Below are 20797 nucleotides of genomic sequence, written 5' to 3'. Positions count from 1 at the left end.
TATGTCAGGTGATAGAAAACGTGGCTTCCTTCGCCCTGAAGAAGATAATACGGTTGCCCAACCTCAGAAATGGGGGCTGCCTGACTATACCTCTGATGTGAACAAACAAGCCAAAGAAACGGCTTTTAACTACGATCCTGGCTGGATGCCAACGGTTGAAGAAGCCATTGAAGACGAAGAGCTGGTTCTAACTGAAGACCAAATCGAACTGATCAAGCAAGGCGCTTATCAGGAAGGGCTTCATCAAGGACAAGAGGCTGGCTTTAAACAGGGCTACGAAAAAGGCAAAGACGAAGGGTTTGCCGCAGGTCACGAAGAGGGTAACGAAGCCGGCAAACTTGAAGGCGTTACTGCTGGTCAAGAGTACATTCAGCAGCAAGTCGCCATCTTTATGGGGCTAGCCAACCAGTTCGCTCAGCCATTAGAGCTGATGAATGCTCAGGTAGAGAAGCAACTGGTGGACATGGTGTTGACTATGGTCAAAGAAGTGGTTCATGTTGAAGTGCAAACCAACCCACAAATCATACTAGATACCGTGAAAGAATCGGTAGAGTCATTGCCAATCTCAGGTCACGCGATCACATTGAAGCTAAACCCTGAAGACGTTGCAATAATACGCTCAGCGTATGGCGAAACGGAATTGGACTCTCGCAATTGGACGTTGGTATCAGAGCCTGCACTCAATCGCGGCGACGTACAAATTGAAGCGGGTGAATCGAGTGTTAACTACCGCATGGAAGAGCGCGTGAAGAACGTCATTCAAAGCTTCTGTGGTGTAAATCGTCATCAAGGTCATGAGTAATGCTTGAGTTAGCGAACCGTCTTAGCCAATACAAAGTCGAGGGGCTAAAGTCGCGACCAATTGCTTCAGGCAAACTAGTTCGTGTTGTTGGACTAACGCTTGAAGCTACCGGCTGCAAAGCGCCAATTGGCAGCTTATGCTTAGTAGAGACTATGTCTGGTCAGATGGAAGCTGAAGTGGTTGGCTTTTCTGGCGATAACCTGTTTTTGATGCCAAGTGAACAAATTACTGGGATCTTACCAGGCGCTCGCGTGACACCGATGACGTCGGAAAGCGGTATCCCTGTTGGAATGGAGTTGCTTGGTCGTGTTATCGATGGCGTAGGTAATCCGCTCGACGGTTTAGGTCCAATCTATACCGAGCAACGCGCTTCCTTTAATGCTGAGCCAATCAATCCTTTAGCTCGTAAACCTATCTCTGAGCCACTTGATGTTGGCTTAAAAGCGATTAATGGCTTACTAACGGTGGGCAAAGGGCAGCGTATCGGCCTGTTTGCGGGCTCCGGTGTGGGTAAGTCGGTTACGCTTGGGATGATGACTCGTGGTACAACCGCGCAAGTGGTCGTGGTGGGGTTGATTGGTGAGCGTGGACGAGAAGTAAAAGAATTTATTGAAGAGATCCTTGGCGAAGATGGTCGTAAGCGTTCTGTTGTGGTCGCCGCTCCTGCGGATTCGTCTCCATTGATGCGTTTAAAAGGCTGTCAAACCGCACTGGCTGTAGCTGAGTATTTCCGAGACCAAGGTCTAGATGTTTTACTACTGATGGACTCATTGACTCGTTTCGCTCAGGCGCAGCGTGAAATCGCTCTGTCTGTGGGTGAGCCGCCAGCAACCAAAGGCTATCCGCCGTCTGTGTTTGCCAAGCTTCCTGCGCTGGTGGAGCGAGCAGGTAATGGTAACGATGAACAAGGTTCTATCACTGCTTTCTTTACCGTGTTAACAGAAGGTGATGATTTACAAGACCCTATTGCCGATGCATCGCGAGCGATTCTTGATGGTCACATTGTTTTATCTCGTGAGATGGCTGATGCTGGTCACTATCCCGCGATTGATGTTGAGAAATCCGTCAGTCGTGTTATGCCTCAAATCACCACCGAAGAACATGTCTTGATGTCGAAAGCCGTTAGACAAGTGCTGTCTATATGCCGGAAAAATCAAGATTTGGTTTCGATTGGTGCTTACAAGCCGGGAACAGACCCTGCAATCGACAGTGCTTTCACTTTGAAACCGAGGTTGGACGAGTACTTACAACAGAAAATGAAAGAAACGGTTCCCTATGATATGTGCGTCAACATGTTAAAGCATGTGTTAGGCGGTTAGGTCGTGTTGAATAAGGTCAATCATGGATAACGCGTTAGAATTTCTTCTCGATCAAGCGAAAGACCAAGAGAACCAAGCTGTATTGGCGCTGAATCAAGCGAATGTCGAGCTGCAGGGTTACTACGAACAGGTCGAACAGATTGAAAAATATCGACTTGATTACTGCCAGCAACTTGTTGACCGAGGTAAGGCCGGATTAACGGCTAGCCAATATGGTCACTTAAACCGTTTCTTAACGCAATTAGATGAAACGCTCTCTAAGCAGAGAGAAGCGGAACACCACTTTAAAAATCAGGTCGATAACTGCCAAAACTATTGGATGGAGTTACGAAAAAAGCGTAAATCCTACGAATGGTTGATGGAGAAAAAGCAGAAAGAAAAAGCAAAGCTGCAAGATCAAAGAGAGCAAAAGCAAATGGATGAGTTCTCGACTCTGTTATATAGCCGAAAGAAGATTTGAACCTAATTCGCGAATGACGCAAGTGTTGCTCTGCAGATGGCAGACTTAAAACTTATAGGCATGTTTCTTGCTCTGTTTTATATCAAATTGCGAGTTATGCTCACCAAAGGCATAAAAAGCACCCGACTTTCTTTTTGTTGTCTGATTCAAGGCAGCAAAGCTAGTAGATAGAGCTTGTATATATGAATGTTAGTCTTTCCTCAAATTCAGCGACCAACAAAACGTCATCGTTGTTGGACTCCGGTTCTGCCTCTTCAAAGGTAGAAGAAACTGGAGACTCTAAAGGTTTCTTTGAGTCTTTCAAAGAAGCACTAGGCTTTGAAGAAAGTGACAGTAAAGTCGCAGCAAAAGACACAGAAAGCACCGCGAAGCCTGATGCTAAACAGGCCTCTACCGAAGGTGAAGCGTCAGCCGAAGCGAACAAAGGTGATTCAGCTGAATCAAAGGCTACTGACGAAGTAAGCGAAGCGCAAAGCAAGCAAGCAGCTTCAGAAGTAGAAGGCGAGAAAGCTGCTGAGGAAACATCTGCAGAGGCTGTGTCTGGAACTGAGGCTAAGCTCAAAGCCAATTCGGGCACTGATAGCACTGTCGCTGATAAGGCGGATGGTAAAGATGCGCAGGTTACGACGAATGATTCTAAAGAACAGGTTGCTCAATCCCAAACTCAGGGTACATCAGCTGTAGATGGCTCTACGCAAGCATCGCAAGCTAATGCAGCGATGAATGAAGGCAATAAATTGCTTGGTCAATTGGATGAGGCAAACAAAACTCTAAATCAAGCGTCAAACGGCAAAGGCTTGCCTCAGCAAGGTCAGGTAGATAACGCCCAAGGTAATATCTCCGGTGCTTCAGTTGCAGTAGCCTCCGTTACGGATGAGGCGAGACAACAAACGAATGCAGCAATCCAAGAGAATAGTCTTGAGGTGGATTCTGAAATCGCTGTTCTTACCGGAGGTAAGGGGGTGTCTCAGCTGACTGATGATGAAATCCGACAGTTGATGGATAAAGGCGTCACTCCAGAACAAATTGAAGCCAGTATGAACCGAGAGCTGAGTCAAAAGAATGCGGCTAGCGCCGCGGTGGCCGAACAGAGCCAAGCGATCTCAGCTGCGGATATTGAACTCGCCAAGCAGGTTGATGCCCATACCAAAGCACTAAAACAATTGAATGGACAAATCGAATCAGAACAGTCTGTTGTCGATAGCTTGCTTAAGAAGCAACAAAGTGGTGCTAAGTTGACGGTTGATGAGCAAGCCGCTTTGGCTAAAGCGACCTCTAACTTAGACCTGTTGAATCAACAGCTCACTAACGTTCAACAACAAGCAACGGCTTTGCTAAATCAAGCTCCGGCTGTGAATAGCGCGTCTGGTGAACCCGCTGCTATTGATTGGGATAATACGGATTCAAGCGAAACTAAAGCTTTAGCTGCGGCGGCATCAACAGCAGCTGTAGCGACGGCTGCACAACAAGTGTCAGCGCAGGCCGCTTCTCAATCAACAAACAATGCTCTTACGGATAAGGCAGCAATGCTGCACGCCAACAATGCACATGCAGCCGCTCAACAAGCTAATGTTGCTTCACCTCAGCAGCAAGCAACGTTGGATCCAGCTTTAACCGCGCAAGGGATCGCGATGAATGCAGCGCCAGTCACTACAAAAGCAGGCTCTACTGATGCGCTTCTTAAAGCGGGCGCAGGTGCCGCGGCATTGTCTGGTTTGGGCAAAGCCGGTGCTAAAGAAGATTCTAAAGATTCGACCTTTGCTCAGCAGATAGCCTCGGCCGCTGGCGCACAAGGTACAGCTACGGTGGGTTCAGCACCTACGCGAGCTGAAATTCAAGCGGCTCAACAGGCACCTTTGCAACTCACTAAAGAGTTAGCGAACGACCAGGTGGCGGAAAAAGTCCAAATGATGATGTCTAAGAATCTCAAGAGCTTGGATATCCGTCTTGACCCACCAGAGTTGGGGCAGATGAAAATTCGCATGACCATGAATAATGACGTGGCGAACGTGCACTTTACTGTCGGTAGTCAACAAGCGAGAGAGGTTATTGAACAAACCTTACCTCGTTTGAGGGAGATGCTCGCTCAGCAAGGGATGCAGCTTGCTGAGTCTTCAGTCCAGCAACAGAATACTGGTCAGGGGCAAGACAGGTACAATAATGGCGAGCAACAATCAGGCTCTAACCGTATAAATGATGGTCAAGGTGATGAAAACCTTGATAGCAACAGCAATCTTGAATTGAATGTCACGTCAAAGCGTGATGGAATTAGTTATTATGCCTAGTATCAGGCTAAAACACTTAGCTAATAGAAAGAACCGTTAGTTTATAGAAGAACAGTTAGTTAATAGAAAGTACCGTTAGTTAATAGAAGAACAGGAAGTTAGAGCTGAATATGGCAGAAGAACAAGAAACACCGAAAGGAAAGAGTAAGCTCCTCATTATCGCTATCGCGGTTGTTGTGCTGTTACTTGGAGGTGGTGGTGCCGCATTTTTCTTAATGGGTTCCGATGATAAGGCTGAGGGTGCTGGGTCGTCAGCTGAGGTTCAACTCATGGGTGCCGATCCAGTGGTCTATGTTAATGTGCCTCAAGCTTTCTTATTTAACGTTACGGGCGATAAGAAAGATCGCTTAGTTCAGATAAAAGTACAGCTGATGGTACGTGGTATGAAGAATGAAGTTCTCGCTCGATACCACTCTCCACTTGTTGAAAGCGCACTACTTGCCACATTCGCTTCGGCGACGGTCGATCAATTACGATCTCCTGCCGGGAGAGTTGAACTGCGGAACAAGGCGACTGAAGATATTAAAGCAAGCTTAACTCAAGCTGTTGGCCAGCCGGTAATTGAAAAAGTGTTATTCACTGACTTTGTAATTCAATAGGTAATATGTGACCGATTTATTAAGCCAAGACGAAATTGATGCGCTATTACATGGCGTTGATGATGTTGAAGACGTTGAAGATGTCTTAGAAACCGAAAGTGACAATACGGTCAATTTTGATTTCTCATCACAAGATCGAATCGTTCGTGGTCGAATGCCGACCCTTGAACTTATTAACGAGCGTTTCGCACGCCATATGCGTATTAGCTTGTTTAATATGTTGCGTAAGACGGCTGAAGTGTCGATCAACGGCGTACAGATGATGAAATTTGGTGAGTACCAGAACACACTCTATGTACCCACAAGTTTAAACATGGTTCGCTTCCGCCCGTTAAAAGGTACTGCGCTAATCACGATGGAAGCTCGGCTAGTTTTCATTCTCGTAGAGAACTTTTTTGGTGGTGATGGTCGTTTTCACGCCAAGATTGAAGGTCGCGAATTTACACCAACAGAAAGACGAATTATTCAGTTACTACTGAAAATTGTTTTTGAAGACTACAAAGAAGCTTGGTCTCCCGTGATGGGCGTTGAGTTTGAATACTTGGACTCTGAAGTAAACCCAAGCATGGCTAACATTGTGAGTCCAACCGAAGTGATTGTTGTGAGTTCATTTCACATTGAAGTCGATGGCGGCGGCGGTGATTTCCATGTGGTTATGCCTTACTCAATGGTTGAGCCGATTCGTGAACTGCTGGATGCTGGTGTCCAATCAGATAAAATGGAAACCGACGTTCGTTGGAGCTCTGCATTGCGTGATGAAATCATGGATGTGCCAGTCAACTTCCGTGTCAATTTGCTCGAGCAAGATATCTCTTTGCGTGATTTGATGGAACTTCGTCCTGGGGATGTTATCCCGATGAATATGCCTGAGCATGCAACCATGTTTGTTGAAGAACTGCCGACCTATCGTGTTAAAATGGGCCGTTCTGGAGAGAAGCTCGCGGTACAGATTTCTGAAAAAATTGAAAGACCTCATGTGGTCAAAACCGATCTCGCCTTTCTTGGCAAAGACTTAATGTCTGAGTTGGAAAACAGCGAAGATGAAGAATAGCAAAGTAGATAAAAGTATAGGAATTGGTAATGGAACCTAGTGAAGATCAAAAGCTAGCAGACGAATGGGCTGCAGCACTTGGTGAAGACCCTTCAGCACCGTCAATCGATGTTGATGATGTTCTCGCGGCACCACTTGATGAGTTAACCGACTCATCGTCTCCAATTTCAGAAGATGAGCGTCGTAAGCTGGATACCATTATGGATATCCCAGTGACTATCTCAATGGAAGTCGGCCGCTCTCAAATTAGTATCCGTAACTTACTTCAATTGAACCAAGGTTCGGTTGTTGAGCTAGATAGAATTGCTGGTGAGTCACTTGACGTGATGGTTAACGGCACTCTGATTGCTCATGGAGAAGTGGTTGTGGTGAATGACAAATTTGGTATTCGTTTGACAGACGTTATTAGTCAAACAGAACGAATTAAGAAGTTGCGTTAATGGGCTTCTTGTCTCAAAGACTGGCGGGCTCTTCTCTCGGAATGACAGGTTTGTCTCGTAGAGTCTTGGGAGTAGGGCTACTTGCTACTCCTTCTATTGCCTTTGCGGCAACGCCTCCTTCTCTCGATTTAGCGACCACCTTTGGGTCGCTAATTTTCGTTATAGCCTTCATTTTATTTATTGCTTGGCTACTGAAGCGAATGCAAGTGCCTGCGATGTCGAATCAACAAGGTTTGGCTATTATTAGGCAAATTCCGGTAGGCACAAAAGAACGTATCGCTATTGTACAAGCGGGTGATGAACAGTTCTTGGTAGGCATTACCACACAATCGATTCAGCTGATCTCTAAGCTCGATAAACCTCTCACTCAGGAGATGCTGGAAAAAAGTACATTTTCAAGTCAGCTTTCCCAGCTAATAAAAAAAGATGCAAACAAGTAACGGATTTTTGAATCCATTTTACTTTTGCCATGCCGGATTTTTCCGTACGGTGAAAGTGTGGTTGGTTCAGCTCATCATATTCTGCTCTCTCGTATTTAGCGTGTCAGTATTTGCACAGGTTGAAGATGGCACTGTCATTCCTGCGAATACCGCTGGATCTGAGTCGGTCACCATCAGTACGATGCAGCAAGATCAAGCCAAATCGAAGACTATGACCACTGGTAGCTTAACCGGTAATGGTGGCGGCATACCTGCATTTACCATGACCACCAATGCCAATGGCGGTGAAGACTACTCGATTAACCTGCAAATTCTTGCGTTAATGACCATGCTTGGCTTCTTGCCGGCGATGGTTATTTTGATGACATCGTTCACCCGCATTGTGGTTGTGATGTCTATTTTGCGTCAGGCAATGGGTCTCCAACAAACACCTTCAAACCAAGTGATTATTGGCATTGCGATATTTCTGACCTTCTTCATCATGTCGCCAGTAATCAGTCAGGTCAATGAACAAGCTGTTCAGCCTTATTTGAATGAACAGATATCAGCGCGACAGGCGTTTGATGTTGCCCAAGGGCCGATTAAGTCTTTTATGCTTAAACAGACTCGAATCAAAGATCTTGAAACTTTTGTTGAGATATCCGGTGCGCAAGTAACTAACCCAGAAGATGTTTCAATGGCGGTTCTGATTCCTGCGTTTATCACGTCTGAATTGAAAACAGCTTTCCAGATAGGCTTTATGTTGTTCTTGCCGTTCCTAATTATCGACTTGGTGGTGGCATCAGTTTTGATGGCCATGGGTATGATGATGTTGTCACCAATGATTGTATCGTTGCCGTTTAAGTTGATGTTGTTCGTCCTTGTTGATGGTTGGAATTTGATACTCTCCACACTCGCCGGCAGTTTTGCCTTGTAGCTGGGGGAAGCATGAATCCTGAAATATTCGTAGATTTGTTCCAAGATGCCCTTTGGATGGTACTAATTATGGTGTGCGCCATAATTATTCCTAGCCTGCTGATTGGTTTGGTTGTGGCTGTTTTCCAAGCGGCTACTTCGATCAATGAACAAACTTTAAGTTTCCTACCACGTTTGATCGTGACGTTATTAGCGTTGATGATGTTTGCGCATTGGATGACCCAAATGATGATGGAGTTCTTTTTCGAACTCATCGAACGCTTGCCACAAGTTCTTTACTAAACCGATATGGAATACCCAACGAGCCTTGTACTAGAGTGGTTAGCCAATTATTTTTGGCCCTACACTCGCATCTCAGCCATGCTGATGGTGATGACAGTAACCGGTGCACGCTTTGTGTCGCCGCGTATTCGTCTGTATTTAGGTTTAGCGATCACCTTTGCGGTGATGCCTGCGATCCCCGCTGTTCCTAAAGAGATTGAACTGCTCTCTTTCCAAGGTTTCTTGACTGTATTTGAACAAATCGTGATTGGCGTTGCCATGGGGTTTGTCACCCAATTCATGATTCAAACTTTCGTGATGCTCGGCCAGATATTGGGTATGCAATCAAGCTTGGGTTTCGCCTCTATGGTGGATCCGGCTAACGGGCAAAACACGCCAGTACTGGGCCAGTTGTTTATGTTGCTAGCGACCATGTTTTTTTTGGAGACAGACGGTCACTTGAAAATGCTGCAGCTGGTGGTGTTCAGCTTTAAGACTTTGCCCATTGGCAGTGGAAGTTTGACCTCTGTTGATTATAGAGAGCTTGCTCTGTGGTTGGGTATCATGTTCAAAACAGCATTAGCAATGTCATTGTCTGGTATTATTGCGCTGCTGACGATTAACCTTTCGTTTGGTGTAATGACGCGTGCGGCACCTCAACTAAATATCTTTTCTTTGGGTTTCTCATTTGCGCTACTCGTGGGCCTATTGCTTTGTTGGTATATCCTTGGCGGCTTATTTAGTCACTATGAGTTATTCTGGATACAAACCGAACAACAGATATGTCGTCTAATCAGGTTAGAGTGCTAGGAGACTAAAATGGCAGAGTCAGACGGTCAAGAACGCACGGAAGACGCCACGCCCAAACGCTTGCAACAGGCCAAAGAGAAAGGGCAGGTTGCAAGGTCAAAAGAGTTAGCGTCGGCGTCGGTACTTATTGTTGGTGCGATTGCTTTAATGTGGTTTGGTGAATCGATGGCGAAAGCTTTGTTCGAAACAATGCAACGTCTGTTTTCTCTGAGTCGGGAAGAAGTTTTTGATACCACAAAACTCCTCGAAATTGCAGGTGGCGCATTAGTGAATCTATTGTTCCCGCTGTTCTTAATCCTGATAACCTTATTTGTTGCAGCCGTCATTGGTGCGGCGGGTGTCGGAGGAATTAATTTCTCTATGCAGGCGGCGATGCCTAAGGCGTCTAAGCTAAACCCACTCAGTGGTATTAAGCGTATGTTTGGTCTGCAGAGTTGGGTTGAACTGTTGAAATCTATCTTGAAAGTGGCACTTGTTTCGGGAATGGCCATCTATCTTATTCAAGCTTCTCAACACGATTTAATGCAACTGAGCATGGAGGTATACCCACAGAATATCTTCCACGCTTTAGATATCTTGCTTAATTTTATTCTGCTGATCAGCTGCTCTTTACTTATCGTGGTGGCGATTGATATCCCGTTCCAGATTTGGCAACACGCCGATCAGCTGAAGATGACCAAACAAGAAATTAAAGATGAACACAAAGATACTGAAGGTAAGCCTGAAGTTAAGGGCCGCATTCGTATGTTGCAAAGAGAAGCTGCCCAGCGCCGTATGATGGCTGACGTACCTCAAGCGGATGTGATTGTGACCAACCCGGAGCATTTCTCGGTGGCTCTACGCTATAAGCAGAATCAAGACAAAGCCCCCGTTGTAGTTGCGAAAGGTGTTGATCATATGGCAATGAAGATCCGTGAAATTGCCCGTGAAAATGACATCTATATTGTTCCTGCGCCACCATTGGCTAGGGCGCTTTATCACACTACCGAACTAGAACAACAAATTCCTGACGGTCTGTTTACAGCAGTTGCTCAAGTGCTTGCATATGTGTTTCAACTGAAACAGTACCGAAAACGAGGCGGAGAGAGGCCAAAACTCCAAGATTCTAATATGCCGATCCCACCTGATTTACGACATTAGATCAATTGCTTGAGCTCTGCTTGATGAACCCTGATAATAGCGGGCTAGCTAATCCTCTTTTTAGAGAGGCGATGGCAATAATTTGACGAAAAGTGTTGGTACAGTGTTTGCTATATCAACCCCGAATATTATAAGCCGATCATTAATAACCTTAGCATTGTAAATCTGAGTATTATAAGCCCAGTCATTATAAATCCTAGCGTTATAAATCCCGAGCATATAAAGCTTAGTATTATAAACCTGTGCATTTGAACCTATGCACTATAAACCATAGCAACATAGCTTAGACCTGAGCCTCAAATAGCTTAGTGAGATGGCTACAACATAGCGAAACTGTCTAGACTTATGAAATTCTCCCTGCCTTTTGCGGACAAGCTGCCTAAAATCCCTAATCGTGCGATGCCTGCAATTGGCGCACCCGTTATGGTACTTGCGACGCTCGCTATGGTGGTGTTGCCAATACCAGCCTTCTTGTTGGACATGTTCTTCACTTTCAACATTGCACTGTCCATGGTTGTGTTACTGGTTTCGGTTTATACCCGCAGGCCTTTGGACTTCGCTGCATTCCCGACCGTACTTCTGATTGCGACTCTACTTCGATTAGCTTTGAACGTTGCTTCGACACGTGTGGTATTGCTTCATGGTCACGAAGGTGGTGACGCGGCCGGTAACGTTATTGAAGCCTTCGGTAACGTGGTTATCGGCGGTAACTACGCGGTAGGTCTAGTGGTGTTTTTGATTTTGATGATCATCAACTTCATGGTTGTAACCAAAGGTGCGGGTCGTATTTCGGAAGTAAGTGCGCGTTTCACCCTAGATGCCCTACCGGGTAAACAGATGGCAATCGATGCCGACTTGAATGCGGGTTTGATCGACCAAGATCAGGCTCGTACTCGACGTTTTGAAGTGACCAAAGAGGCCGACTTCTACGGCTCGATGGACGGTGCATCTAAGTTTGTTAAAGGCGATGCAATAGCCGGTATCTTGATATTGTTCATCAACATCATTGGCGGCTTGAGTATCGGTATGGCTCAGTTTGACCTTGGTTTTGGTGAGGCCATCGAAATCTATACGCTACTGACTATCGGTGACGGTCTGGTTGCACAAATACCATCGCTGTTACTTTCTATTGCTGCGGCGATGATGGTAACGCGTCAAAATACTGATGAAGACATGGGCGAACAACTTGTCTTCCAAATGTTCGATAATCCTAAAGCCCTAATGATCACCGCTGCTATCCTCGGCATCATGGGTATTGTTCCTGGTATGCCACATTTCTCCTTCTTGAGCCTTGCTGTGGTTGCTGGGGCTGGGGCTTACTTTATCGATAAAAAGAACAAGGCAAAGGTAGAAGAGAAAAATCTACCTGCAACCGCTAATGCCAATGGTGATAAGCCCGCATCGCAAAAAGAACTGTCTTGGGATGATGTTCAACCGGTAGATATTATTGGTCTCGAAGTGGGGTACCGCTTGATTCCTTTGGTCGATAGAGACCAAGGTGGTGAATTGCTTGAGCGCGTGAAAGGTGTACGGAAAAAGCTGTCTCAAGATTTTGGTTTCTTGATTCCAGCAGTACACATTCGCGATAATCTGGAACTGACACCAAACAGCTATCGAATTACCCTGATGGGGGTAGCGGTTGGTGAGGCTGAGATCAAGCCGGACATGGAGCTCGCGATTAACCCTGGCCAAGTCTATGGGATGATAGATGGAGAGCCGACGATTGACCCTGCCTTTGGCCTTGAAGCCGTCTGGATTCGTGAAGAGCAGCGTGAACACGCACAAGCCTTAGGTTATACGGTTGTAGACTCTTCAACCGTACTTGCCACACACCTTAGCCAGCAGTTAACGAATAACGCTTCACAGTTGATTGGCCACGAAGAAGTTCAAAACTTACTTGAGATGCTTAGCCGATCAACACCTAAGCTGGTGGAAGGTTTTGTACCGGATCAATTACAGCTTGGTGTGGTTGTGAAAGTTCTACAAAACCTACTGAATGAAGCGATTCCAATTCGTGATATTCGAACCATTGTCCAAACTTTGTCGGAGTACTCTTCTAAGAGTCAAGAACCTGACATATTAACTGCAGCTGTTCGTATCTCACTAAAACGACTAATTGTTCAAGAAATCAATGGTATAGAGCCAGAATTACCAGTTATAACCTTGATTCCTGAATTGGAACAAATCTTGCATCAAACCATGCAGGCATCCGGCGGAGAATCTGCTGGTATTGAACCTGGTTTAGCCGAACGTTTACAGACCTCACTCAGTAACGCGACACAAGAGCAAGAACTGAAAGGTGAGCCAGCGGTATTATTGACCTCTGGTGTTTTACGTTCGACTCTGGCTAAGTTCGTGAAAAACACGATCCCAAGCTTGAGAGTATTATCTTACCAAGAGATACCAGACGAAAAGCAGATACGTATAGTACAAGCTGTTGGTAATTAAGCCGCCTAATTAGAACGGACGATCGAATTGAAAATTAAACGATTTTTTGCAAAAGATATGCGAACAGCCCTGCTCCAAGTTAAAGAAGAACTTGGCTCAGAAGCGGTGATCATGTCTAACAAAAAGGTCGCAGGTGGTGTGGAAATTGTTGCCGCTATTGATGGCGATTCCAGCCCGTCGACAGCAAGTCCCAGACTCAATAAACCTCAGCAGCCTACGCAAAGCCAGTACACTCAAATGTCTGAGCCCAAATTGCCAACTGGGCGTCGTCAATTAGATGATGACAAGGTTAGCATCCAGCCGAATGCAGAAGGTGGACGCTCAATGACCAAGCGCTTTGCGAATATGCTAAAGCAATACAGTCATGGCGCCGACGATGATCAACAACATCGCGCTGAAAACGAAGACTCGTTATCAGCATTGCTCAATCGCCAGTCAAGTAACGGTCATCAACCTCAGAGTAGCCAGCATTCTAGCGGCACCCTTGACTCGGCCTTTGCTCGTGAAACGGGTTTATCTAAATTGATTGCCGAAGATCGCAGAGTAGAGCGTCCAGCACCTCGCTTAGATCCTACCCGTTATGATCGTGGTCGTGAGAATGCTCAATCCAAAGGTTCAGATACTGAAATGGAAACGATGCGCGACGAGATGACTTCAATTCGTCGTTTGTTAGAGCACCAAGTCTCTGGACTCATGTGGCAAGAAGTCGAACGTCGCGAACCTTTGCGAGCGATGCTTATCAAGCGCCTAGAACGTATGGGTGTTTCGGCAGAACTCGCCGATCAAATGGCCTGTTACATTCCAGAAGACACAAAACCAGCACGAGCATGGAAAGCCTTGCTTGCTCTGGTCGCGGATCAAATCTCAGTAACACAAAAAGATATTTTAAAACGCGGCGGTATTGTGGCCTTACTTGGCCCGACTGGCGTAGGTAAAACAACAACCGTTGCTAAGCTCGCAGCCCGCGCAGCAATGGAGTACGGTGCAGACAACGTAGCGCTTGTGACAACGGACACATATCGCATAGGTGCACATGAGCAGTTATCGATTTATGGTCGAATTATGGGTTGTCCTGTAAGAGTTGCTAAAGATTCTAGTGAATTGGCCGATGTAATATATCAGTTACGTAATCGTCGCCTGATTCTAGTCGATACTGCAGGTATGGGGCAGCGAGATGTTCGCCTATCTGAGCAGTTAGACACATTGATGCAAGAGAGTGGTTCCGTTATCAATAGTTACCTTGTGTTACCCGCAACCGCGCAACGCAAAGTACTACAAGAAACCATTGAACACTTTAGAAGAATCCCGCTGTCGGGATGTATCCTGACGAAGCTGGACGAATCGCTTAGTTTGGGTGAGTTCATCAGTGTGGTAATACAAAATGCATTGCCAGTTGCTTATATAGCAAATGGTCAACGAGTTCCTGAAGATATCGTTATTGCTCAGCCAAAGTACATGATTGCTAAGGCCAATGAGTTATTAGAAAAATCGACAGAGAATGAACCTCATTACTGGAATAGCGATTCTGAAGGGCTCTAGGCGGCGGATAAATATGAATGAGAATATGATACACGATCAAGCTAGCGGCCTCCGTCGCTTAACCCAGCCTTCACTCACAAAAGTTATCGCTGTAACGGGTGGCAAGGGAGGCGTAGGTAAATCGAATGTAACGTTAGGTATGGCTATTTGTATGGCTCGCCAAGGCAAGAAAGTCATGGTACTGGATGCCGATTTAGGATTAGCTAACGTAGACATCATGCTCGGCATTCGTTCTAAACGAAATCTTGGGCATGTGTTGGCTGGCGAGTGTGAACTTAAGGATGCGATTGTCGAAGGGCCGCACGGAATTAAAATTATTCCAGCGACATCAGGCACACAAAGCATGACTGAACTTTCACACGCTCAACACGCTGGATTGATTCGTGCTTTTGGTTCGCTTGAAGACGAGATGGATATCTTATTGGTTGATACCGCAGCGGGTATATCCGATATGGTCATCAGCTTCTCAAGAGCTGCGCAGGACGTGGTTGTGGTGGTTTGTGATGAACCAACGTCGATTACTGATGCATATGCATTGATTAAGCTGTTGAGTCGAGAGCACCAAGTACAGCGATTCAAAATTGTTGCAAATATGGTCAGAAGCTATCGCGAAGGCCGAGAATTATTTGCAAAGTTGACTTTGGTCACAGAGCGCTTCTTGAATGTGAGCCTCGAACTCGTAGCATGTATTCCTTTAGATGATAAAGTACGTCAATCAGTTAAGAGACAGAAAATCGTAGTCGATGCGTTTCCTCGCTCTCCAGCTGCATTGGCAATCAGCTCTTTGGCTAATAAGGCATTGACCTGGCCAATACCAAAAACACCAAGCGGACACTTGGAGTTTTTTGTTGAAAGGCTGCTGAACCGTACTGAATTTATAGAGGAACCATTTGGTGAATAAAGCGCTTACTTACGATCAACATGCTAATCACAATAGCCAGCAGGCTTTTTTTGAGAAGTACTCTGTGTTGGTTAAGCGTATCGCTCATCATTTGTTGGGGCGATTACCGCCTAATGTATTAGTTGATGACTTGATTCAAGCCGGCATGATTGGCCTGATTGAAGCGCAACAGAACTATGATGGTACCAAAGGCGCAAGCTTTGAGACGTACGCAGGTATTCGAATTCGTGGGGCAATGTTGGATGACATTCGCCGCGGGGATTGGGTCCCGAGATCGGTTCATAAAAATAATCGAGAAATCAGTAGTGCAATCGCGGAATTAGAGGGCACTCTCAATCGCGATCCCAGTGATGCTGAGGTGGCAAAGCACATGGGGCTGAGTTTAGACCAGTATCACAGTGCTTTAACTGATATTAATTGCTCAAAATTGGTAGGGATAGAAGACTTAGGTGTCTCTGATGATGTAATATCTCCGAATGAAGATTCTCAAGATAATACGCCTTTTCAAGGGGTTGCAGATGAATCATTCCGCCAAGCTTTGATCGACTCGATAAAACAACTTCCGGAAAGGGAAGGCCTCGTGCTTTCGCTTTATTACGACGAAGAACTCAATTTAAAAGAGATTGGGGAAGTATTAGGTGTCAGCGAATCTCGTGTCAGCCAAATACTAAGCCAATCTATGCAGCGTTTACGCACTAAGTTAAGTGCTTGGACACAGAACGACTAACAACACTGATTTTATTCAGTGGAGGCTAATTTGAACAAAAACATGAAAATTCTCATTGTTGATGATTTTTCAACGATGCGCCGAATTGTTAAAAACCTACTTCGTGATTTAGGTTTCAACAACACTCAAGAAGCAGACGATGGCTTGACCGCGTTACCTATGCTGAAAAAAGGCGAATTTGATTTCGTGGTAACTGACTGGAACATGCCGGGTATGCAAGGTATTGATCTTCTAAAACACGTCCGTGCAGACGCTGAACTTAAGCACCTTCCAGTGCTTATGATCACAGCAGAAGCTAAGCGTGAGCAGATCATCGAAGCAGCGCAAGCGGGTGTTAATGGTTACATTGTGAAGCCGTTCACTGCCGCAACTCTAAAAGAGAAACTCGACAAGATTTTTGAGCGTTTATAAGCACTCATAATAACCTGTTTCAGGCGCTTCATAGAGAGACATTAACTTTTTTGTTTCCCGTTTACCTCTAAAGCTGAAGCGTCACAAACTATGCGGAGTAAGGCCGGACTCAGGATGATTTCATTAGAACAAGCAAAAAAATTAGTAGAGCTGCTTGAAAACGACGAGCAGCAAGGTGCTGATTCTCTTGTTAGAAGCATTTATGAAGATAATTTTAATCTTCAAGATAACCCAATGCTTCAAGAAATAGGCAGTCTGACTCGTGACCTCCATGATTCTTTGACACAATTCAACTTTGACGAGCGTATTAACGTTATCGCAAATGATGAAATCCCTGACGCCAGGGATCGCCTTCAATATGTCATTGATAAAACGGAAGTTGCGGCGAACAAAACGATGGACGCTGTCGATCGCTGTATGCCAATTGCAACTAATTTACACGAGTGTTTACTTCAAGTAAGGCCTCAATGGAATGAACTGATGCATGGCCGCATTGAGCTAGTAACATTCAAAGCTTTATGCCACCGCATTGATGGATTACTTGTCCAAGTAGAAGGTGATAGTACTGAACTACGTGGACAACTGACTGAAATCTTGATGGCTCAGGATTTCCAAGATTTAACTGGGCAGATTATTAGCAAAGTTATTACCTTGGTGAATGAGGTTGAAGGACGTCTGGTAGAGATTCTCACCGTATTCGGTGCGAATCAAATAGAACCAACACCAGAGACAGAGAAGAAGTCATCTATTGCTCCAGAGGGTCCGATCATGAACCCAGAAGCTCGTGAGGATGCTGTTGCATCTCAAGATGAAGTCGACGATTTGTTATCCAGTCTTGGATTTTAAAGGTAACGTATGAGCTACGATTTAGACGAAGATATTCTTCAGGACTTTTTAGTCGAAGCAGGAGAGATCCTCGAACTCCTATCAGAACAACTGGTAGAGCTAGAGAATAACCCTGACGACAAAGAACTACTAAACGCTATTTTCCGTGGTTTCCATACAGTAAAAGGTGGTGCTGGTTTCCTAGCATTGACCGAGCTGGTGGATACTTGTCATGGTGCTGAGAATGTGTTCGACATTCTAAGAAATGGCCAACGCAGTGTAACATCAGGACTGATGGATACGATGCTACAGGCTTTAGATACAGTCAATGTACAGTTTAAAGCCGTGCAAGATGAGGAAGCTTTAGTACCAGCAGACCAATCTTTACTGGATGAACTTCATCGCCTCTGTAAGCCAGAGTCTGAAGATGAAGTTGTGGCAGTAGAAGCTCCAGCACCGGTTATCTCTGAGCCTATCGTTGCAGCTCCTGAGCCTGTTATTGCTCAGGAACCTACTGTTGAAAGTACAAACATCAGTGCATCTTCCGTGGATGATATTTCTGAAGATGAATTTGAGCGTTTACTTGATGAACTTCACGGCAAGGGTGGTTCACCAACGACATCATCTGTAGACACACCAGCGCCAGCACCTGTGGCACCTCAGCCAGTTGCTGCGAGTGGTGACATTACTGACGACGAATTTGAAAAGTTGTTAGATGAGTTGCATGGTGCAGGTCAAAGCCCGACAGCTGCAAGCTCAACGCCACCACCACCTCCTCCAGTCGCTCCGGTAGCCAAAGCACCAGTAAAGTCTGAAGGCGATGACCTAATGACTGATGCTGAGTTTGAGAGTTTACTTGACCAGTTACACGGTTCAGGTAACGGCCCTTCAATTGAAGAGTTGGATGCTGCGACTAAGCCTGTACAAGCGAAGCCTGAGCCTGTTGCGCCGAAAGTCGCTCCTAAACCACAGCCTGCTCCTGTTGCTGTAAAAGCAGAGCCTAAGCCTAGCGTACCAGCAAAAGCTGAAGTTAAAGCGCCTGCGAAGAAGCAGCAAGCTGAAGCCACAGTTCGTGTTGATACATCAACACTGGATACCATCATGAACATGGTGGGTGAGCTAGTATTGGTTCGTAACCGCCTCGTTAGCTTAGGTTTAAACAGCAACGACGAAGAAATGTCGAAAGCTGTCTCTAACTTAGATGTTGTTACTGCTGACCTACAAGGTGCAGTAATGAAGACGCGTATGCAGCCGATCAAGAAAGTATTTGGTCGCTTCCCTCGCGTTGTCCGTGACCTTGCTCGTACCTTGAAGAAGGACATCGTTCTTGAAATGCGTGGCGAAGAAACGGATCTTGATAAAAACTTAGTAGAAGCACTTGCTGATCCCCTGATTCACTTGGTGAGAAACTCTGTCGATCATGGTATCGAAATGCCGGACGACCGTGTTGCTGCGGGTAAATCTAAAACCGGTAAAGTGATTCTGTCTGCCTCTCAAGAAGGCGATCACATTGAACTGGCTATCGTTGATGATGGCGGCGGTATGGACCCTGATAAGCTTCGTGCAATCGCGGTTAAGCGCGGTCTGATGGATGATGATGCAGCGTCTCGCCTAACAAATAAAGAGTGTTTCAATCTAATCTTTGCTCCTGGCTTTTCAAGTAAAGAAAAGATCTCAGATATCTCTGGCCGTGGTGTAGGTATGGACGTTGTGAAAACAGCGATCAACACACTGAATGGTTCTATTGATATCGATTCAGAGATGGGCCAAGGCACCAAGATAACCATTAAGGTTCCGTTGACACTTGCGATTCTACCAACCTTAATGGTCGGTGTTGCGGGTCACCCGTTCGCATTGCCACTGGCTTCTGTAAATGAAATCTTCCACCTAGACCTAAGCCGCACAAACGTGGTTGATGGCCAGCTAACGATCATCGTTCGCGATAAGTCTATTCCACTGTTCTACTTACAAAATTGGCTTACACCTAAAGAAGGTCTTGTTGAAGGACGTCAAGGTCATGGTCATGTTGTTATTGTGCAACTTGGTAGTCAACGTGTTGGTTTTGTTGTAGATGCGCTTATCGGCCAAGAAGAAGTGGTTATTAAGCCACTTGATAAGCTTCTTCAAGGCACGCCAGGAATGGCAGGTGCGACAATTACAAGTGACGGTCACATAGCATTGATTTTAGATGTGCCGGACTTGTTGAAGCAGTACGCAGCTGCATCAAGAATTTAACTTAAGGATAAATATGGCGATTAAAGTATTAGTCGTTGATGATTCGAGCTTCTTCCGTCGTAGAGTAAGCGAGATCATCAACTCGGAGGCTCGCCTAGAAGTCATCGATGTAGCAGTAAACGGTAAAGAAGCGGTTGAGAAAGCGAAAAAGCTAAGACCTGACGTAATTACCATGGACATCGAGATGCCTGTCATGGACGGTATTACTGCCGTTCGTGAAATTATGGCTGCGTCTCCGACGCCTATTTTGATGTTTTCATCGCTAACGCATGATGGTGCAAGAGCAACGTTAGATGCGTTAGATGCGGGTGCTCTAGATTTCTTACCTAAGAAATTTGAAGACATCGCTCGTAACCGTGACGATGCTGTCGCATTGCTTCAGCAGCGCGTGATTCAGATTGCTGCAAAACGCGCGTTTATGCGACGCACTCCTGTTGCGCCAAGAGCTACCGCAACAGCTACGGCGTCAACATCAGCGCCATTGCGCCAATCTATTTCAGCAACAGCCCCTGCTGCTAAACCAGCGGTTGCTTCAACCGCGAAATTCAGAGCTTCGGGTAAAAAGTATCAATTAACTGCAATTGGTACTTCTACTGGTGGGCCAGTTGCACTACAGAAAATTTTGACACGCATCCCTGCCAGCTACCCGCATCCGATTGTGTTAGTGCAGCATATGCCAGCAACGTTCACCGCTGCTTTTGCTAGCCGCTTGAATACCTTGTGTAAGATTGAAGTTCGTGAAGCTCAAGACGGAGACCTGTTGAAACCTGGGGTGGCTTATCTTGCTCCAGGCGGAAAGCAAATGATGATTGATGGTCGCCCGGGTTCGGCGCGTCTGAAGATTATCGATGGTGGTGACCGAATGAACTACAAGCCTTGTGTAGATGTCACTTTTGGTTCTGCAGCTAAGATCTACGGCGATAAAGTGTTGTCTATGATACTGACCGGTATGGGTGCTGATGGTCGAGAAGGTTCTCGCATGTTAAAAACAGCGGGTTCGACCATTTGGGCGCAAGACGAAGATAGTTGTGTTGTATATGGTATGCCTCAAGCTGTAGCAAAAGCTGGCATTTCTACTGAAGACCTACCTCTAGACCGCGTTGCGGAACGGATTTTGGTCGAAGTTGGGTTAGCTTAGGTAAATCGACATGATTGTTTGGAGTGTTGCAAACCAAAAAGGTGGCGTTGG

The 20797-nt window shown here is 45.8% G+C and carries 20 protein-coding genes; all 20 read left to right on the top strand.

From position 1 onward, the window contains the following. Position 1 precedes the first annotated feature (1 nt). A complete protein-coding gene (gene fliH, locus AB4496_RS02190) occupies positions 2-802 on the top strand; it encodes a flagellar assembly protein FliH (protein WP_102257951.1) in 801 nt (266 codons plus the stop codon). Beyond that, positions 802-2121, top strand: a complete 1320-nt coding sequence (fliI, locus tag AB4496_RS02185) for a flagellar protein export ATPase FliI (protein ID WP_009848550.1) — start codon at positions 802-804, stop codon at positions 2119-2121. Before fliH ends, fliI begins: the two co-directional genes overlap by 1 nt. Positions 2122-2143: 22 nt before the next feature. Further along, complete coding sequence (fliJ, locus tag AB4496_RS02180; RefSeq protein ID WP_009848549.1) at positions 2144-2581, top strand: flagellar export protein FliJ; 438 nt, start codon at positions 2144-2146, stop codon at positions 2579-2581. 182 nt (positions 2582-2763) lie between these two features. Beyond that, positions 2764-4866, top strand: coding sequence for a flagellar hook-length control protein FliK (locus AB4496_RS02175; RefSeq protein WP_009848548.1), 2103 nt, complete (start codon positions 2764-2766; stop codon positions 4864-4866). A gap of 110 nt (positions 4867-4976) precedes the next feature. Next, entirely contained in the window at positions 4977-5465 is a 489-nt protein-coding gene (gene fliL / locus AB4496_RS02170) for a flagellar basal body-associated protein FliL (RefSeq protein ID WP_009848547.1), read from the top strand. Between the two features lie 7 nt (positions 5466-5472). Beyond that, positions 5473-6516: a flagellar motor switch protein FliM gene (fliM, locus tag AB4496_RS02165; protein WP_009848546.1), complete on the top strand. Its 1044-nt coding sequence runs from the start codon at positions 5473-5475 to the stop codon at positions 6514-6516. 29 nt (positions 6517-6545) lie between these two features. Next, positions 6546-6956, top strand: a complete 411-nt coding sequence (fliN, locus tag AB4496_RS02160) for a flagellar motor switch protein FliN (RefSeq protein ID WP_004739851.1) — start codon at positions 6546-6548, stop codon at positions 6954-6956. Continuing rightward, positions 6956-7396, top strand: a complete 441-nt coding sequence (fliO, locus tag AB4496_RS02155; RefSeq protein ID WP_009848545.1) for a flagellar biosynthetic protein FliO — start codon at positions 6956-6958, stop codon at positions 7394-7396. The genes fliN and fliO overlap by 1 nt, the downstream gene beginning before the upstream one ends. Then, positions 7383-8312 carry a flagellar type III secretion system pore protein FliP gene (gene fliP / locus AB4496_RS02150; RefSeq protein ID WP_009848544.1) on the top strand — a complete coding sequence of 310 codons (930 nt, stop codon included), beginning with the start codon at positions 7383-7385 and terminating at the stop codon, positions 8310-8312. The genes fliO and fliP overlap by 14 nt, the downstream gene beginning before the upstream one ends. A gap of 11 nt (positions 8313-8323) precedes the next feature. After that, on the top strand, positions 8324-8593 hold the full coding sequence (gene fliQ, locus AB4496_RS02145; protein WP_009848543.1) for a flagellar biosynthesis protein FliQ: 270 nt from the start codon (positions 8324-8326) through the stop codon (positions 8591-8593). A gap of 6 nt (positions 8594-8599) precedes the next feature. Beyond that, complete coding sequence (gene fliR / locus AB4496_RS02140; protein WP_009848542.1) at positions 8600-9382, top strand: flagellar biosynthetic protein FliR; 783 nt, start codon at positions 8600-8602, stop codon at positions 9380-9382. Positions 9383-9391: 9 nt separating this feature from the next. Then, complete coding sequence (gene flhB, locus AB4496_RS02135) at positions 9392-10522, top strand: flagellar biosynthesis protein FlhB (RefSeq protein WP_009848541.1); 1131 nt, start codon at positions 9392-9394, stop codon at positions 10520-10522. 345 nt (positions 10523-10867) lie between these two features. Further along, positions 10868-12970, top strand: a complete 2103-nt coding sequence (gene flhA, locus AB4496_RS02130; RefSeq protein ID WP_009848540.1) for a flagellar biosynthesis protein FlhA — start codon at positions 10868-10870, stop codon at positions 12968-12970. 27 nt (positions 12971-12997) lie between these two features. Continuing rightward, on the top strand, positions 12998-14509 hold the full coding sequence (gene flhF, locus AB4496_RS02125) for a flagellar biosynthesis protein FlhF (protein ID WP_032555338.1): 1512 nt from the start codon (positions 12998-13000) through the stop codon (positions 14507-14509). A gap of 13 nt (positions 14510-14522) precedes the next feature. Further along, complete coding sequence (locus tag AB4496_RS02120; protein WP_009848538.1) at positions 14523-15410, top strand: MinD/ParA family protein; 888 nt, start codon at positions 14523-14525, stop codon at positions 15408-15410. Further along, positions 15403-16137: an RNA polymerase sigma factor FliA gene (locus AB4496_RS02115; RefSeq protein ID WP_009848537.1), complete on the top strand. Its 735-nt coding sequence runs from the start codon at positions 15403-15405 to the stop codon at positions 16135-16137. The genes AB4496_RS02120 and AB4496_RS02115 overlap by 8 nt, the downstream gene beginning before the upstream one ends. 42 nt (positions 16138-16179) lie before the next feature. Continuing rightward, positions 16180-16548: a chemotaxis response regulator CheY gene (gene cheY, locus AB4496_RS02110; RefSeq protein ID WP_012603445.1), complete on the top strand. Its 369-nt coding sequence runs from the start codon at positions 16180-16182 to the stop codon at positions 16546-16548. 114 nt (positions 16549-16662) lie between these two features. After that, entirely contained in the window at positions 16663-17394 is a 732-nt protein-coding gene (locus AB4496_RS02105; protein ID WP_009848535.1) for a protein phosphatase CheZ, read from the top strand. 9 nt (positions 17395-17403) lie between these two features. Further along, entirely contained in the window at positions 17404-19608 is a 2205-nt protein-coding gene (locus tag AB4496_RS02100) for a chemotaxis protein CheA (RefSeq protein ID WP_009848534.1), read from the top strand. Positions 19609-19621: 13 nt separating this feature from the next. Next, positions 19622-20746: a chemotaxis response regulator protein-glutamate methylesterase gene (locus tag AB4496_RS02095; RefSeq protein WP_009848533.1), complete on the top strand. Its 1125-nt coding sequence runs from the start codon at positions 19622-19624 to the stop codon at positions 20744-20746. Positions 20747-20797 lie beyond the last annotated feature (51 nt).

Source organism: Vibrio sp. 10N.222.46.A1, assembly GCF_041473595.1.
In the GTDB taxonomy this organism is placed as follows: Bacteria; Pseudomonadota; Gammaproteobacteria; order Enterobacterales; family Vibrionaceae; genus Vibrio; species Vibrio tasmaniensis_A.
The sequence above is the reverse complement of the archived record's forward strand: the minus strand, read 5'-3'. Positions and strand labels throughout refer to the sequence as shown.

Coding starts and splice junctions, on each gene's coding strand:
- fliH (WP_102257951.1), top strand. CDS start 2: ATGTCAGGTGATAGAAAACGTGGCTTCCTTCGCCCTGAAGAAGATAAT.
- fliI (WP_009848550.1), top strand. CDS start 802: ATGCTTGAGTTAGCGAACCGTCTTAGCCAATACAAAGTCGAGGGGCTA.
- fliJ (WP_009848549.1), top strand. CDS start 2,144: ATGGATAACGCGTTAGAATTTCTTCTCGATCAAGCGAAAGACCAAGAG.
- AB4496_RS02175 (WP_009848548.1), top strand. CDS start 2,764: ATGAATGTTAGTCTTTCCTCAAATTCAGCGACCAACAAAACGTCATCG.
- fliL (WP_009848547.1), top strand. CDS start 4,977: ATGGCAGAAGAACAAGAAACACCGAAAGGAAAGAGTAAGCTCCTCATT.
- fliN (WP_004739851.1), top strand. CDS start 6,546: ATGGAACCTAGTGAAGATCAAAAGCTAGCAGACGAATGGGCTGCAGCA.
- fliO (WP_009848545.1), top strand. CDS start 6,956: ATGGGCTTCTTGTCTCAAAGACTGGCGGGCTCTTCTCTCGGAATGACA.
- fliP (WP_009848544.1), top strand. CDS start 7,383: ATGCAAACAAGTAACGGATTTTTGAATCCATTTTACTTTTGCCATGCC.
- fliQ (WP_009848543.1), top strand. CDS start 8,324: ATGAATCCTGAAATATTCGTAGATTTGTTCCAAGATGCCCTTTGGATG.
- fliR (WP_009848542.1), top strand. CDS start 8,600: ATGGAATACCCAACGAGCCTTGTACTAGAGTGGTTAGCCAATTATTTT.
- flhB (WP_009848541.1), top strand. CDS start 9,392: ATGGCAGAGTCAGACGGTCAAGAACGCACGGAAGACGCCACGCCCAAA.
- flhA (WP_009848540.1), top strand. CDS start 10,868: ATGAAATTCTCCCTGCCTTTTGCGGACAAGCTGCCTAAAATCCCTAAT.
- AB4496_RS02120 (WP_009848538.1), top strand. CDS start 14,523: ATGAATGAGAATATGATACACGATCAAGCTAGCGGCCTCCGTCGCTTA.
- cheY (WP_012603445.1), top strand. CDS start 16,180: ATGAAAATTCTCATTGTTGATGATTTTTCAACGATGCGCCGAATTGTT.
- AB4496_RS02105 (WP_009848535.1), top strand. CDS start 16,663: ATGATTTCATTAGAACAAGCAAAAAAATTAGTAGAGCTGCTTGAAAAC.
- AB4496_RS02100 (WP_009848534.1), top strand. CDS start 17,404: ATGAGCTACGATTTAGACGAAGATATTCTTCAGGACTTTTTAGTCGAA.
- AB4496_RS02095 (WP_009848533.1), top strand. CDS start 19,622: ATGGCGATTAAAGTATTAGTCGTTGATGATTCGAGCTTCTTCCGTCGT.